The following is a 13,014-nucleotide window of genomic DNA, read 5'->3' as shown; positions in this document are numbered from 1 at the left end:
ATTTGTATAAATCATATCACGATCACGAATGGGGTGTACCTGTAAAGGACGACGCCACCCTCTTTGAATTTCTGATCCTGGAAACCTTCCAGGCCGGACTTAGTTGGATCACTATCCTGAATAAACGGGATAATTTCAGAAAAGCTTTTGATAATTTCGACTATAAAAAGATAGCGGGGTACAAACAGCAAAAAATTGATAGCCTCCTTCAGGATGCAGGCATTATCCGAAATAAACTAAAGATCAAAGCAACAATCAGTAACGCACAGGCATTTATGGAAGTACAATCCCAATTTGAAAACTTTAGCAACTATATTTGGGATTTTGTAGATCATAAACCCATAAAGAATTCCTTTAGCAATTATAAGGACATGCCTGCAACCACCGAAATATCAGATCGGCTCAGCAAGGATCTAAAGTCCAGAGGTTTTAAATTTGTTGGCAGTACTGTTGTCTATGCTCATATGCAGGCAACAGGAATGATAAATGACCACGAAATAACATGTTTCCGCTACCATGAAGTATAGTCTTTTTTTAATGATTTTAAGCTTACTTTGGTGCTTCCCGGGACGGGCCCAGGCAAAGTATGAAAGAGAATTCAGAATCAAACAAGCAGATTTTCCCCAGAAGGCCTTAACGCTGATCAAGGATGAGATACAGGGGGTAAAAAGACTTCGTTTTTACAAAGAAATAGACAGTACTACGATAAGTTTTGAAGCTAAATTTAAAAAGGACAGACTATTCTACAGCATTGAATTCAATACAGAAGGCGAACTGCAAGACATTGAGATCCTGATACAGGAATCGGATATCCCCATTGATGTATTAGAAGCCATCACAGAGCATTTAAAGCAAACCTACTCGAATTTTAAAATCCGTAAAATTCAACAGCAATACCCACTTAGAAAGGGGGAACAACTAAGGGGTTTGCTGAAAGAGGCATTTCAAAACTTACTCCTCCCATATATAAACTATGAGCTTATAATATCTTGTAAAGCAGTCTCAGGACGGAGAGAATTTGAGTATCTCTTCAATGCCGAAGGGAATTTTTTGTCAAAACGCGAATCATTACCGGCCAACTATGATCACATCCTTTATTAAAGGCCTGTTCTTAGCAACGGTAATACTTTGGTACAGCACCGCAAGGGCACAGGAAGACTACATTGTGTATTTACAACCCCAATTCTCAATGAATTACAAGGTTGCACCTTACTACTATCATAATTTTTCGCTCAGCAGCCGAAATTTTATCTTTCAGAATGAAAACCTACAATTTGAAGGGAGGCACTTGGATCTTTCTCATTTCTCCACCTTTAAAACTGGTGTTGGTACAAGCTTTGCCGCCGGACTCCTTTACAGGTTTCGTGAATCATTCGACGCTTCCATGGATAACGAGATCCGATTTACCCAGCAATTCAATCTCACCACAAGTCCTTATAAAGTAAGATATGGACATAGAATACGTATGGAACAACGAATAGTGCCCACGAGTACTACCCATAGATTCAGATACCGGTTTGCCCTGGACGTACCTTTGGCAGGTGAAAAAGTAGATCTTAAAGAGGCCTATCTTATCCTGAATACTGAAGCCTTATTGAGTGTGGCCAGAGGAATAAGCCCCCAATTAGACCAGCGCATTAGCGCAACCATAGGGTGGCTGTTAACAGAGCAACTTCAATTACAGACCGGGTTAGAGCACAGATGGGAAAATTACACAAGACTAACCCAACCTGTGTTATTTCTTACATCTACCTTAATTTTCTCTTTGTAAGATCCTGAGATACTCCTCCCTTGAGATCAGTTCGGCTCCCAGGCTTTGCAAATGAGCTGTATGCAACTGGCAATCGATCACTGCATTGTTTCTTTTCTCCAATTCCTTTGCAAGCTGGATGAGGGCAAATTTAGAGGCATCTCTTGTTGTACTGAACATACTTTCCCCACAAAACACATGCCCCAGGTCTATTCCATACAATCCACCAACCAGGTGGTTGTTTTCCCATACTTCATAAGAATGAGCAACACCCTTATGATGCAACCTGCAATAGGCCTCCATCATCTTCTCTGTGATCCAGGTACCTTTTTGACCTGGTCTGTAGGCCCCGGCACATTCCTGAATCACTTCTTTGAATGCCCTGTCTTTTGTAACTGTAAAATTTCCTTTGTTTAAAGTATTTCGCATACTCTTAGTGATCCTGATTTTTTCCGGGAATAATACCATCCGGGGGTCCGGACTCCACCATAAGATCAGGGAATCCTCATTGAACCAGGGAAAAATTCCACTTTGGTATGCCAATAGAAGCCGATCTGGCGAAAGATCTCCCCCAACAGCCAGAAGGCCTTCAGGATTAGCCATTTCAACCGCTGGAAAAAGCAGTTGGTTATCTAAAAACGTTATGGGCCTGTTCTTATTTTTCACTGAAATAATTTTAACTCCCCTATGGGAGAAACGATCTATTCAGCTCGTAAGCTACTAAAATGGAAGATCGTCATGATCTTCCTCATTCAACTCATTGGCCGGCTCAAAGGCATCCATTGGTGGAACCGGAGGCATGTCTTGCCCTGCTGCAGCTGTATCTTGTTTTTCAATTCGCCAACCCTGAATGGAATTAAAGTATTTGGTTTCCCCTTGCGGATTTACCCATTCCCTACCACGCAGATTGATACTTACCTTTACGGTGTCTCCTTCTTTGTAAGCATCTAAAAGATCCGTTTTATCCTGCACAAATTCTATCATAATATGCTGTGGATACTGTTCTTCGGTGGTCACCACCAATTCACGCTTTCTAAAGCCATTAGATCCATAGGTCTTGGTTTCATCGATCATCTTAACTTTTCCCTGTATTTCCATATTTATTGTTTTATCATAAGCACCTTCCAGGCAGAAGACACCTCATTATTCATTAAAAATTCCTTTGCTTTTGTATGCAGTTCTTGTAATGTTCCCAAGTTTTTAATTTCCGGATGCAAGTCTATAAAGGATAGAGCCTCCTCTTTTGTAGGCAATGCCTCCACATTCCCTAACATTCCAAGATCATTTCCCGAAAGTACGGAGCTTGTTATGATTGATTCCGGAAGACTATCTACCCCAATACCCTTTGTGCTCAACGGTTTAGGCACCTCAAACATACCATCCCTGGCCCTGCTGTACCAATTGCCTCCCATACGGGCCACCTGATCTATTTTTGACTGATCTATCCCGCCCTCTGAATCGAGTATACTTTTATTTAGATGGATCTTTACCACTTCGGAAAATATTAGATTCCCGGCCCCACCTTCTTTTCCAAGAGGTTCTACCTTGGTTACCTTACACTCAAATTGAACAGGGGATTCCCCCACCCTAAATGGGCGCACTATATCAGAGGCTACCATGGTAAGTCCGGATTTAACAAACTCGTTCTCACCTTCACCATACTCTGTGCTGGCAAGAGACATTTGTTGCACCATGTCATAATTAACCACATTGATCACTACTTCTGCAACCGCCAACACATTTTCGAGCGTATGCTTAGTCGTATTATCACGTACCCTTCTGGCAGGTGAAAATATCAAAATAGGAGGATTTGCACTAAAGACGTTAAAAAAGCTAAATGGGGATAAATTAGGCCTTCCTTTACCGTCTATGGTACTCGCAAAAGCTATGGGGCGTGGCCCAACGGCTCCCAATAGATATCCGTGTAATTTGGAGGTAGTGAGTTCTTCAGGATGGATGGAAATCATATTTGACATAGATGACAAAGGTACATAAATTGTATCCAATTTATTATACAGACCATAGCTTCAAATGCAACAAATGAACTCATTTTAAGTTATCTTTAAAACCACGTTTTCCATAGGATGAACTTTAATCCCAAAAACAAAATCTCCAATATCTTCTTGCTGATAGCATCTTTTGTTATCGTAAGTCTCATTCTCTGGAACACCAACAGTTTCTTTAAGAAATTTAAGGAGGAGGAACGCTATAAAATGGAGATCTGGGCCACTGCGCAATCGGAATTACTTCAATCATCCGAAGACCGAGACCTGGGCAATCTTCACGTTAAGATCTTTCAGAACAACACCTCTACACCAATGATCCTGGTTAATAAGGATGGCTCTGTAAAGACCAATAATATGTCCGATGATCTGGGGACAGATTCACTTCAAATTCAAGAAAAAATATTAATATTCAGGAGAGAGAATACCCCTATCTCCATTGACTATGAGGGAGAATCTCTAGCCACCTTGTACTATGGAAATTCTGAAGTGCTCAATAAACTTAAATATTATCCCATTGCACTCTTATTGATCATACTATTATTCGGAACGGTCATTTTCTTTTTCTTTAAGACAAACAAAGCATCCGAGCAGAATAAACTGTGGGCCGGAATGGCCAAAGAAACTGCCCATCAGATCAGCACACCCTTAACTTCCTTACTTGGCTGGAACGAGCTTTTAAAAAATGAGGAAATCAATAGTGCCATTACAACCGAAATAGAAAAGGATATAGACAGATTACAGACCATCACAGAACGATTCTCGAATATAGGATCTCTTCCCAAATTAGAACTCAAAGACATTGTAGCAGAAACAAGGAGGGCGTTTGATTATCTGCAACTGCGCAGTTCCCGACTAATACATTATTCTTTTAATACCTACATAGACGAACTGCCAATTATGCTCAACAGTGCCTTGTATAACTGGACCATAGAAAACCTGGTTAAAAATGGCATCGATGCAATGAAAGGAAAAGGCTCAATTTCTATTGAGATAATTCCCGATGGCAAATACATAAACATCCTTGTTTCAGATACCGGACAAGGGATTCCCAAAAGTAGTTTCAATACCATTTTTGAACCTGGAGTAACTTCCAAAAAAAGAGGATGGGGATTGGGATTATCCCTGGTAAAACGCATTGTTGAAGAATACCATCAGGGAAAAATTAAAGTCCTGAATTCTAGCAAAGAAGGCACTATAATGCAAATTTCATTACTTATACCCTCATAAATATGGCAAGGGAACAACAAATAGTCATTAAAGAAGCGATTCTTACAAATAACTGTCCTGAATGTTTCAATCAGGAACTTAAGCTTACCTTTTATCAGAAACACCTCATCAGCAGGTTTTACAACAAAACCACCAAACAAGTGAGTCAGGAGATCCGTTGTGCTAAATGCGGATCATTGATCTATCCTGTAAAATGGACAGAGGATATTGAACGAAGTTTCGAATATTTTCAGAAAATGACCACTCCCGAACCAAATTCACTGCGCTTAACCAAATTAACCTACGGACTTATTGGTTTTCTGATTGTCTTAATAGGGTTCCTGTCCTATCTTTATTACGCGGGGTATCTTACAGCCTGGCTCTGATATTTGCCGCTATTTCTTTAAACTCAGATTCGGTAAAGGATTCCTTATGTTGAAAAGTAGCATTCGCCATACTTTGTAGCGGAATAAGGTGCACATGCACATGAGGAACTTCCAAACCAATAACCGTTATGCCCACCCGTTTACAAGGTATTGCTGCCTCCAGGGCCCTGCCAACTTTCCTGGAAAAACGCATAAGACCCATATAGGTCTCTTCATCCAGGTCCATGATCTTATTTACTTCCTTTTTGGGAACACATAAGGTGTGTCCTTTGGCATTGGGATTAATATCGAGAAACGCAAAATAATCTTCCTCTTCAGCGATCTTGTAACAGGGAATCTCCCCATTGACGATCTTGGTAAAAATACTGGGCATGGGTCTATGGTGTTAAAATAAAAAATCCTATCACTAGGATAGGATTAAATATAAAGAATATCTGAGTTTAATTTCGTGTAATTTCTAAAATCTCAAATTTCAGGGTACCGTTGGGAACGGTGATTTCTGCGGTATCTCCTACTTTCTTTCCTAAAAGTCCCTTCCCAATAGGGGAAGTAACCGAAATCTTTCCTGTTTTAAGATCTGCCTCACTTTCTGCAACCAGGGTATACTTCATCTCCATTCCGTTCTGCTTGTTCTTGAGTTTTACGGTAGAAAGTACCAATACCTTGGAGGTATCCAGTTGTGATTCGTCAATAAGCCTTGCATTGGCCAGCGTTTCTTCCAATTTAGCAATCTTTAGTTCCAGGTGTCCCTGGGCCTCTTTTGCAGCATCGTATTCGGCATTTTCCGATAGGTCTCCTTTATCTCTTGCATCGGCAATAGCCTGAGAGGCTAAAGGACGTTCTATATCCCTTAAATGATTTAATTCTTCTTTTAATTTTTTTAATCCTTCTGCGGTGTAATATGACACATTGCTCATAACGTCCTCATTTAATAAATAGAAAATCCCCTACAGCTTCCATGCGTTTCGCATGTTTTAGAGAGGATTTAACACAAATATACAGAATTTTTGATCAATTTTACGGTGTTATCAAATGCATAAAACCCATATGAGATATTCCCTTCTTCTACCTATATTCTTACTATTATCAGCTTGCAGCAATGACCAGGGTCAGCGCAATCCATATCTGCAGGAAATTGGTTTTCGTTTTGAAGTTAACCTCAACTTACCATTGTACAGCCCACTTACGAATCCTGGCAATGCTGTTTACATAGGTGCGCAAGGTGTAGGGATCCGTGGGGTTTATGTCATGAACACAGGGTTTGCCTACCGCGTTTTTGAGGCCAGTTGTCCTAATCATTCCCCTAATGCTTGTTCCACAACCGATCTAAATGGGCAAACAGCAGTGTGTGAGTGTGAAGGCTATGAATACAGCTTGTTTACCGGACAGCTATTCTCTCCCCCAAATGACGGGGAACGTTATTTCAATATGCTGGAATACCGGGCAACCCAGAGCGGGAACGTGGTGGTGCTTAGTAATTGAACCTACAAGGCTAGGTCCCATATCTACAATTGCAGCTTAATCCCCAAAAGAAAGTTGATGCCCGCCTGTGGATAATACCCGGCTCCTTCTATGGTTGTAATGGTTCCCGGATTAGTAAAATCATCATCAAAAGTGAAAAAATAACCATTGGAAACATATTTGGCATCAAATATATTATTCACAAGCCCCGATATCACGATACTTTTCACCACACTCTTGGGCAGAAGGGTATAGGAGATATTCAGATCGGTCTGGGAATACGCCTCTAAGACCGAAGATGGAGCGTCTATATTGGCCAGGTATTGTTCTCCTACATACTTGGTTAGCAAGGAGATCTGAAAGGTATCATTAGGCTCGTAGGCGATCCTGTTCCCTATGATTACCCCTGGGGAATAAGCGATGTTCGTATTCCCCAAATTTTGCAGGATCCCATCTCGTTGAAAAACAAAATCAATATTCCTATTGGTGCTCAGCGCCACATTTGGTTGCCAAATAATGGAATTTCCCCATTTAATAGCCGCATCGATCTCCAGTCCCAATCGATAACTATCCCCCACATTAGCCCGCAAAGGAGCTCCCACATCATTCAGTTCACCGGTTAAAACCAACTGATCCTTGTACTGCATATAGAATAGGTTGGTATTGATCTGTACATCCGGAGTTATATAGCGCCATCCCAACTCCAGGTCATTAAGCCTTTCTGGTTTTGGATTGCCATTTTCATAGTCGTTCCGATTTGGTTCGCGATTCCCAACGGCCCAGGAAAAGTAAAAGTTATGGTTGCTGTTCAGATCGTATACCAGTCCGGCTTTGGGGTTAAAAAAGTTAAAGCTGTCATCTACCAGGCCAGTTTCATTTCCATTGGCTTTGTAGTTTACCGATCTATACTGCAAATCTCCATAGAGACTCCATCGTTCATTCCATTTATAGTTAAGTTTTGTAAAGATGTTAAAATCTGTCTTTTTGGAAGTATCGTCGTAATAACGGTCCCTAAGGTCTGCTCCCGGCGCCACACGGGCCCAGATCACCTCCCCAAAGTGATCTCCTTCATACAGGTTATATCCGCCACCTACTATTAATTTTGCCCGGTCAAAGGATCGGTCCAACGAAAATACGGTTCCATAAAAATCATTATCGAGCCATCTCCTGCGCACCAGATCTGTAGAGGTGACCTCCTCCCCATTAAGGGTTACAGCTTCAAAGCCGTAGGTGGCAAAATCATCGTCTTCCCTGTATTGTTCAAAATAGCCTCTGCCCCTGGTGTAGTGAAGGGCGAGATTAGAATTCCAGCCATTTCCCAATCGCTGGTTCCAATGAAGTTGAGCATGGTCTTGCTTGTAATTATCAACTTCGTTCTCGTAAAATTTTATCTCCCCATTCTCATCAGTGTACAAACCAGCGGGGTTGAACCTCCTGTTGGTAGCCAGGGTAGCTGCATCGATCCCAAAATAAGCCTGATAGGTAATTTCGTGACCTCCAAAAAGCAGTGCCTTGATCAGGGTATTTTCACCTCTGAACGCTGCCTGCAGGAAATAGGAGTCGAGCGCGGCCGAAGCCCTGTCTATATAACCGTCAGAAATTATCCTGGAGAGTCTCCCGGAAACTTCAATAGCGTCTTGTAAGAGTCCGGTAGAGAACTTTACATTGTTCCGCATGGTGTTAAAACTTCCGTAAGAGGTAGCCAGTTCGGCATAGGCCTCCTGGGCCACGGCATCTGTCAATAAATTCAGACTGGCACCAAATGCACCTGCTCCATTGGTTGAGGTCCCCACTCCTCTTTGTAATTGAAGATCTTCTGTAGAGGATGCAAAATCTGGGAGGTTTACCCAAAAAGTACCATGCGATTCGGAATCGTTGTAGGGGATTCCATTGATGGTAACATTCACTCTGGTGGCATCGCTTCCCCTTACTCGTATCCCGGTATATCCTACCCCCGCTCCTGCATCAGAAGTAGTGACCACAGAGGGAAGAAAATTCAGAAGAATGGGGATGTCTTGTCCCAGGTTTCGTGAACTCAGCTCCTTTTTGGTAAGATTCGAGAATGTGACCGGGGATTCTTTGGTGACCCTTATTGATGAAACCAGGACCTCGTCTAAAATGATCTCCTTGCCCTGAACAGAGTCTTTAGTCTGTTCCTGACTATGTATTACAAGGGTAACAGCTGATAATAACAGGAATAGCAATCCTCTTTTCATTCTTTATGCGTTGTGAATAAAAGGGATGATTATTCCGGTTTTTATAGAAATGGTAACCCATATGGAAAGAAACGAACTGGGTTTGAATCTTTCTCAAAATTGTACTTTCCTGTTTTCAGAGAAATACAAGTCCCTTGGCGGCATTACCCGCCCAGGTTCATTGGGTGTACTCTCAGCCTATATGGAATCTGATGTTGGATCAAATACCAAAAAGGCACCCCTTTGAGATAGCACAAAGATAGGTACTAGAAACTAAATATCTCTTAAAAAAATAAAACAGCTTGTGCCCTGAGCTTGTTTAGACCTGATGTGCAGTATTTAGCAGATAGTTCACCGTCTTGACTGGGGTAAAAGTAGCTGAAGGAACTTCGACAAAAATTGTATTCCAGAAAGCCATGGCGCCATTCCAAAGGCCAGGAAGTTCTAGTGCTTTCAAATCTTTTCCTTCTTTGGTTTTACGGGTAATAAACCCTTGTTTTTCGTCTACATACTTCATTAAGTCGTATTTCTCCCCCTTGTAGTCTCTCACCCCACAGACCAGGTCTACTGGGTTGAAATGGGTAGCTTCCCTAAATAATTTCTTCTGGTGTTCATTCTTGAGATCTACCTGCGCAGATTCTACAATCTGTAAACTTATATTCCCATTTCTGTCTTTGACCCAAAAAGGTCCGCCACCAGGCTCCCCCTCATTTTTCACCATCCCGCAAACCCGAAGTGGACGTTGGAGTTTATCTTTTAATATTTCTATTTGTTGCCCCAGGGTAAACCCTGAATAGCGATCAGAAAAACGAACATTGAGATCTTGTTCCAAAAAAGCTTTGATCATTTCCAAATGCTCTCCATTAAAGGAGTGGTCATCTAAAATTCTCGCATATTCGAACACTTTTTCCTGCACCTGCAGGAGTACTCCTGCAAGGACCATTTTAGACCGGGCGTTATCCTGGCTTTTGTCTCGGGTTACCACATTGTCTATGTTCTTTATAAAGATAATATCTGCATCTTGTTCATCCAGATTTTCAATAAGTGCTCCATGACCCCCCGGTCTGAAAAACAAACTGCCATCGGCATTTCTAAAGGGCTCATTCTCTAAGGTTACGGCAATGGTATCTGTAGACGATTTTTGATAAGAATAACTAACCTTAAAAGAAGTGTCGGTAGACTTTGCCATATCTGCACCAATCCTGCTCCATTCTTTATTGAAAAGTTCCTGATGTTGTTCAGAAATAGTAAAATGAAGATTAGATCTCCCCTTTGAGCTCGCATATTGAGCCCCTTCTAATAAGTGCTCTTCAAAGGGGGTTGCTAAATGATCCTTATACTTATGGAATGGTAACAATCCTTTAGGGTAGAATCCATAATGTAGCCCTTGTTCACTTAATAATTCCTTCACAAAAAGGAGTTTATGTGAGTCTTGAGAAAGGTCTTTTTGCTGAATTCGCTTCAATACCATGGAATAGAAAGGGAAGCTTTTTATATTCTTAAAAAAGTGTATTATTTCACTATTCTTTTTGTGAGCTGCATATTCCTCTATTGTTTGTTGCGCTGGATCATAGGTATCCAGAAATGCAAATAGTGATTTAAACATCCGGGAAGCTGCCCCGGAGGCAGGAACAAATTTTAGAAGTGTTTGTTCTTTGATAGAATCTTCATAGCGTTCTACAAACACTTTTTCCTGTTTTGCAGATATCCGTAAAATCCCATTATTGATTAATGCGGGAGCATTGAGCTGAACAAATGGAATACCTTCCATAAAGGTCCGGATTTGGTCTTCCACTTTCTTTCGTGAGATCCCTTTTTCAGCTAGTTGCGCCACATCTTTTTCAGAAAACTCAATCATGATTCAATAATTTATCGATCTCGTGGATGGCCCTTTCAATCCGGGTTTTTTTATCGCCTTTTAAGGTAATAAAATTTCGTTGGTACTTTTCGAGGGTGTTCTTAAAATATAAGAACATATTTTCTCGTTCGTCTGGTTTATCCCTTAGGTCGTCTTTAACCCACGGTGTGTCTATATAGGTCAGAAGATATAGGTCATAGGTATTCTGCAAAGCGTATTTCTCCAATATCGGATCTGAATACCCCAGGTAATAGGCCTCAGAATACACTTTGGTTTCTAAAAGATCCGTATCACAGATTAGAAGAGAATCTACTTTGGCAGTATATTCATTCTCCATATTTATTTGTCCTTCTGCGATAGGCAAGAGATCATGAGGTTCACAAGTTTTCTGCTCTTTGTCCCATTTCTGTTGTAAATATTCCCTGGCGTATTCCGGAACCCAGAGGGTCTTATAATGAGCTGCCAGTTGTTTAGAAAGGGTTGTTTTTCCCGTAGATTCGGGACCGTACAGAACTACCTTGATGATCTTTGAAGGGTGTTGTCTAAATCTTTCTTCCATGCAAAGTAGCCTTGTATTGCCAAAACGGTAAAGATAAGATATTGCAGGGAAAGCATCCCCCATCCTCGGTAGGCATATAAGGGCACAGTTATAAGGTCTGCCAGTATCCAAAGTGTCCAATTCTCTAACTTCTTATTGGCCATATACCACATGGCAGTAAAAAATATTCCGGAGGTCAGAATATCGATATAATTGGTAAAGTTCAATATGGTACCATAAATTCTGTACACTCCGTAAGTGACCATCATAGTTAACAGGAAAAGGGCAAATCCCACTTGCTTTTCCCGCAAATTTGTCCTTGAGATTTGTACCACTTTTTTATTCTGCCTTACCCTGGCCCAGTTCCACCATCCATAGATACTCATGATGGAGTAATAAAAATTCATCATCATATCCCCAAATAAGGCATCTATATAAAAAAGATATACGGTGATCACAGTAGCCACCAGACCAGTTGGATAAACCAGAATATTTTCTCTTTTGGCATAGACTACGCTGGCAATGCCGAAAAAAAATGCGACAGCCTCTAACCCGATAAGATAGACCTGCCTACTCTTATAAGTTTCCAGGAAAAAATCAAAAATGGGGTTCATACTGGCTTCTGTCAGATTTGACTATTTTCATAAAGAGCAATCCCTGATCCACGGCTTCAAATACTTCTTTCAATTCGGTTTGAACAAGATCCATTACCACATCGAACGGTCCATAAACCTGAGTGCTTAAAGGATTCTCCATGACCCGGAGACCAGATGCCCGCAAAGCTTTAATAAAATCTATGATAGGGGTCTCAAAATTATCTTGTAAGGGAGATAGGGTTAGTTCTACGGAAATATTCATAGGTTTTAGTTGAAATGAATTACTGAGTTTCTGAATTATTTTGGACATCTGTTTGCAAAGCATAGGCACAAGTAAACCCTTCGAGCTCTAAAAAATGGATCTTAAATGACGAAACAATCCCATCGAGGGTTATAACGCCCGTGGTTTCCCCTTTATCCATTGTAAAATTCTCAATGTAAATATTTTGAAGAAAGCTCAGGCCCAATGTAGAATTGATCTTGTAAAGTGATTCCTTGGCACCCCAAACTACAGTTAGTTTTCTCATCAGATTTATGGGATCCGAAAAAGACCCATATTCCTCTATGGGCGTAAATTTATACGCTATTTTTAAGATCTTTTCACGTTGCTTTTCGATATCGATTCCAACAGCCCGCTCAGAACTTACAATGATCCCCGAGAAAGTATAAGAATGTGTGATGGAGATAAAGGTCCCATCACTGAGATGTGGCTTTCCAAGCGTATCATAAAACAAATCGTTATCCTGATACCCTTCAAGGGCCAATAAATGTCTGATGCTTAGAAATCCCCGTCTGTGTAATTCAGATTTCATTCCTTCTAATCGTGACTGACAAGGAGGTGTTAGGAAGATTCCTGATGCCAGCTCTGCTTCGCTTTCGGTGATCTGCCATATATAAACCCTGGTAGTGGCACTTACTGTGATAGTTTTGTAAAGAGGCATGGGAATTTTTAATTTATCACTATCTTTGGGTTTCAAAAAAAAGCGGTTTTCCGCACGCTAACGAAAGTAAAAATAAA

Annotated in this window: 17 protein-coding genes; 6 read left to right on the top strand and 11 right to left on the bottom strand. The window is 40.9% G+C overall.

Going from position 1 to position 13,014, the window contains the following annotated elements:
• The first annotated feature begins 2 nt into the window (after positions 1-2).
• Genes WBM49_RS13085 through WBM49_RS13075 form a run of 3 tightly spaced genes read left to right on the top strand, consistent with a single transcriptional unit; the run spans position 3 to position 1,771 of the window.
• Positions 3-527: a DNA-3-methyladenine glycosylase I gene (locus tag WBM49_RS13085; RefSeq protein ID WP_424372494.1), complete on the top strand. Its 525-nt coding sequence runs from the start codon at positions 3-5 to the stop codon at positions 525-527.
• Complete coding sequence (locus WBM49_RS13080; RefSeq protein WP_424372493.1) at positions 517-1,101, top strand: hypothetical protein; 585 nt, start codon at positions 517-519, stop codon at positions 1,099-1,101. The genes WBM49_RS13085 and WBM49_RS13080 overlap by 11 nt, the downstream gene beginning before the upstream one ends.
• Positions 1,082-1,771: a DUF2490 domain-containing protein gene (locus WBM49_RS13075; RefSeq protein WP_424372492.1), complete on the top strand. Its 690-nt coding sequence runs from the start codon at positions 1,082-1,084 to the stop codon at positions 1,769-1,771. Before WBM49_RS13080 ends, WBM49_RS13075 begins: the two co-directional genes overlap by 20 nt.
• Here the strand turns inward: WBM49_RS13075 and aat are convergent.
• From aat to WBM49_RS13060, 3 genes are all read right to left on the bottom strand, one after another.
• On the bottom strand, positions 1,754-2,395 hold the full coding sequence (gene aat, locus WBM49_RS13070) for a leucyl/phenylalanyl-tRNA--protein transferase (RefSeq protein ID WP_424372497.1): 642 nt from the start codon (positions 2,393-2,395) through the stop codon (positions 1,754-1,756). The two genes, WBM49_RS13075 and aat, sit on opposite strands and share 18 nt — an antisense overlap.
• Positions 2,396-2,470: 75 nt before the next feature.
• Positions 2,471-2,848 (bottom strand): DUF3127 domain-containing protein, encoded by a 378-nt coding sequence (locus WBM49_RS13065; protein ID WP_424372491.1) that lies wholly within the window; start codon positions 2,846-2,848, stop codon positions 2,471-2,473.
• 2 nt (positions 2,849-2,850) lie between these two features.
• Positions 2,851-3,717 (bottom strand): flavin reductase family protein, encoded by an 867-nt coding sequence (locus WBM49_RS13060; protein ID WP_424372496.1) that lies wholly within the window; start codon positions 3,715-3,717, stop codon positions 2,851-2,853.
• A gap of 117 nt (positions 3,718-3,834) precedes the next feature.
• Between WBM49_RS13060 and WBM49_RS13055 the strand changes: the two genes are divergently transcribed.
• Both WBM49_RS13055 and WBM49_RS13050 read left to right on the top strand, forming a co-directional pair.
• A complete protein-coding gene (locus WBM49_RS13055) occupies positions 3,835-4,983 on the top strand; it encodes a sensor histidine kinase (protein ID WP_424372490.1) in 1,149 nt (382 codons plus the stop codon).
• 2 nt (positions 4,984-4,985) lie between these two features.
• Positions 4,986-5,348 (top strand): hypothetical protein, encoded by a 363-nt coding sequence (locus tag WBM49_RS13050; protein WP_424372489.1) that lies wholly within the window; start codon positions 4,986-4,988, stop codon positions 5,346-5,348.
• On the opposite strand, the gene WBM49_RS13045 is transcribed toward WBM49_RS13050, so the two are convergent.
• The gene (locus WBM49_RS13045; RefSeq protein ID WP_424372488.1) at positions 5,332-5,721 is read right to left on the bottom strand and encodes an HIT family protein; all 390 of its coding nucleotides are present in this window, start codon (positions 5,719-5,721) and stop codon (positions 5,332-5,334) included. The genes WBM49_RS13050 and WBM49_RS13045 overlap by 17 nt on opposite strands.
• A gap of 67 nt (positions 5,722-5,788) precedes the next feature.
• Positions 5,789-6,265 carry a transcription elongation factor GreA gene (gene greA, locus WBM49_RS13040; RefSeq protein WP_424372487.1) on the bottom strand — a complete coding sequence of 159 codons (477 nt, stop codon included), beginning with the start codon at positions 6,263-6,265 and terminating at the stop codon, positions 5,789-5,791.
• A 130-nt stretch (positions 6,266-6,395) separates the two neighbouring features.
• On the opposite strand from greA, the gene WBM49_RS13035 reads away from it, so the two are divergent.
• Entirely contained in the window at positions 6,396-6,830 is a 435-nt protein-coding gene (locus WBM49_RS13035) for a hypothetical protein (RefSeq protein ID WP_424372486.1), read from the top strand.
• Positions 6,831-6,853: 23 nt separating this feature from the next.
• Here the strand turns inward: WBM49_RS13035 and WBM49_RS13030 are convergent, their stop codons facing one another.
• The 6 genes from WBM49_RS13030 to WBM49_RS13005 all read right to left on the bottom strand — a co-directional run bounded on the left by WBM49_RS13030 (position 6,854) and on the right by WBM49_RS13005 (position 12,973).
• A complete protein-coding gene (locus tag WBM49_RS13030; RefSeq protein ID WP_424372485.1) occupies positions 6,854-9,025 on the bottom strand; it encodes a TonB-dependent receptor in 2,172 nt (723 codons plus the stop codon).
• Between the two features lie 298 nt (positions 9,026-9,323).
• Positions 9,324-10,862: a DUF4301 family protein gene (locus WBM49_RS13025; protein WP_424372484.1), complete on the bottom strand. Its 1,539-nt coding sequence runs from the start codon at positions 10,860-10,862 to the stop codon at positions 9,324-9,326.
• Positions 10,855-11,421, bottom strand: coding sequence for an AAA family ATPase (locus tag WBM49_RS13020; protein WP_424372483.1), 567 nt, complete (start codon positions 11,419-11,421; stop codon positions 10,855-10,857). Before WBM49_RS13020 ends, WBM49_RS13025 begins: the two co-directional genes overlap by 8 nt.
• Positions 11,376-12,014 carry a nicotinamide riboside transporter PnuC gene (gene pnuC, locus WBM49_RS13015; RefSeq protein WP_424372482.1) on the bottom strand — a complete coding sequence of 213 codons (639 nt, stop codon included), beginning with the start codon at positions 12,012-12,014 and terminating at the stop codon, positions 11,376-11,378. The genes WBM49_RS13020 and pnuC overlap by 46 nt, the downstream gene beginning before the upstream one ends.
• A complete protein-coding gene (locus WBM49_RS13010) occupies positions 11,998-12,258 on the bottom strand; it encodes a thiamine-binding protein (protein ID WP_424372481.1) in 261 nt (86 codons plus the stop codon). The genes pnuC and WBM49_RS13010 overlap by 17 nt, the downstream gene beginning before the upstream one ends.
• 19 nt (positions 12,259-12,277) lie before the next feature.
• Positions 12,278-12,973 (bottom strand): 4'-phosphopantetheinyl transferase family protein, encoded by a 696-nt coding sequence (locus WBM49_RS13005; protein ID WP_424372480.1) that lies wholly within the window; start codon positions 12,971-12,973, stop codon positions 12,278-12,280.
• Positions 12,974-13,014: the final 41 nt, after the last annotated feature.

Source organism: Muriicola sp. (assembly GCF_049669965.1).
In the GTDB taxonomy this organism is placed as follows: domain Bacteria; phylum Bacteroidota; class Bacteroidia; order Flavobacteriales; family Flavobacteriaceae; genus Muriicola.
Note: the sequence above shows the minus strand (reverse complement) of the source record. Positions and strands in the feature narration are given on the sequence as shown.

Bases quoted from the DNA above. Each gene is read 5' to 3' on its own strand.
- WBM49_RS13080 (WP_424372493.1), top strand. From the start codon at position 517: ATGAAGTATAGTCTTTTTTTAATGATTTTAAGCTTACTTTGGTGCTTC.
- WBM49_RS13075 (WP_424372492.1), top strand. From the start codon at position 1,082: ATGATCACATCCTTTATTAAAGGCCTGTTCTTAGCAACGGTAATACTT.
- WBM49_RS13065 (WP_424372491.1), bottom strand. From the start codon at position 2,848: ATGGAAATACAGGGAAAAGTTAAGATGATCGATGAAACCAAGACCTAT.
- WBM49_RS13060 (WP_424372496.1), bottom strand. From the start codon at position 3,717: ATGATTTCCATCCATCCTGAAGAACTCACTACCTCCAAATTACACGGA.
- WBM49_RS13055 (WP_424372490.1), top strand. From the start codon at position 3,835: ATGAACTTTAATCCCAAAAACAAAATCTCCAATATCTTCTTGCTGATA.
- WBM49_RS13050 (WP_424372489.1), top strand. From the start codon at position 4,986: ATGGCAAGGGAACAACAAATAGTCATTAAAGAAGCGATTCTTACAAAT.
- WBM49_RS13045 (WP_424372488.1), bottom strand. From the start codon at position 5,721: ATGCCCAGTATTTTTACCAAGATCGTCAATGGGGAGATTCCCTGTTAC.
- greA (WP_424372487.1), bottom strand. From the start codon at position 6,265: ATGAGCAATGTGTCATATTACACCGCAGAAGGATTAAAAAAATTAAAA.
- WBM49_RS13035 (WP_424372486.1), top strand. From the start codon at position 6,396: ATGAGATATTCCCTTCTTCTACCTATATTCTTACTATTATCAGCTTGC.
- WBM49_RS13030 (WP_424372485.1), bottom strand. From the start codon at position 9,025: ATGAAAAGAGGATTGCTATTCCTGTTATTATCAGCTGTTACCCTTGTA.
- WBM49_RS13025 (WP_424372484.1), bottom strand. From the start codon at position 10,862: ATGATTGAGTTTTCTGAAAAAGATGTGGCGCAACTAGCTGAAAAAGGG.
- WBM49_RS13020 (WP_424372483.1), bottom strand. From the start codon at position 11,421: ATGGAAGAAAGATTTAGACAACACCCTTCAAAGATCATCAAGGTAGTT.
- pnuC (WP_424372482.1), bottom strand. From the start codon at position 12,014: ATGAACCCCATTTTTGATTTTTTCCTGGAAACTTATAAGAGTAGGCAG.
- WBM49_RS13010 (WP_424372481.1), bottom strand. From the start codon at position 12,258: ATGAATATTTCCGTAGAACTAACCCTATCTCCCTTACAAGATAATTTT.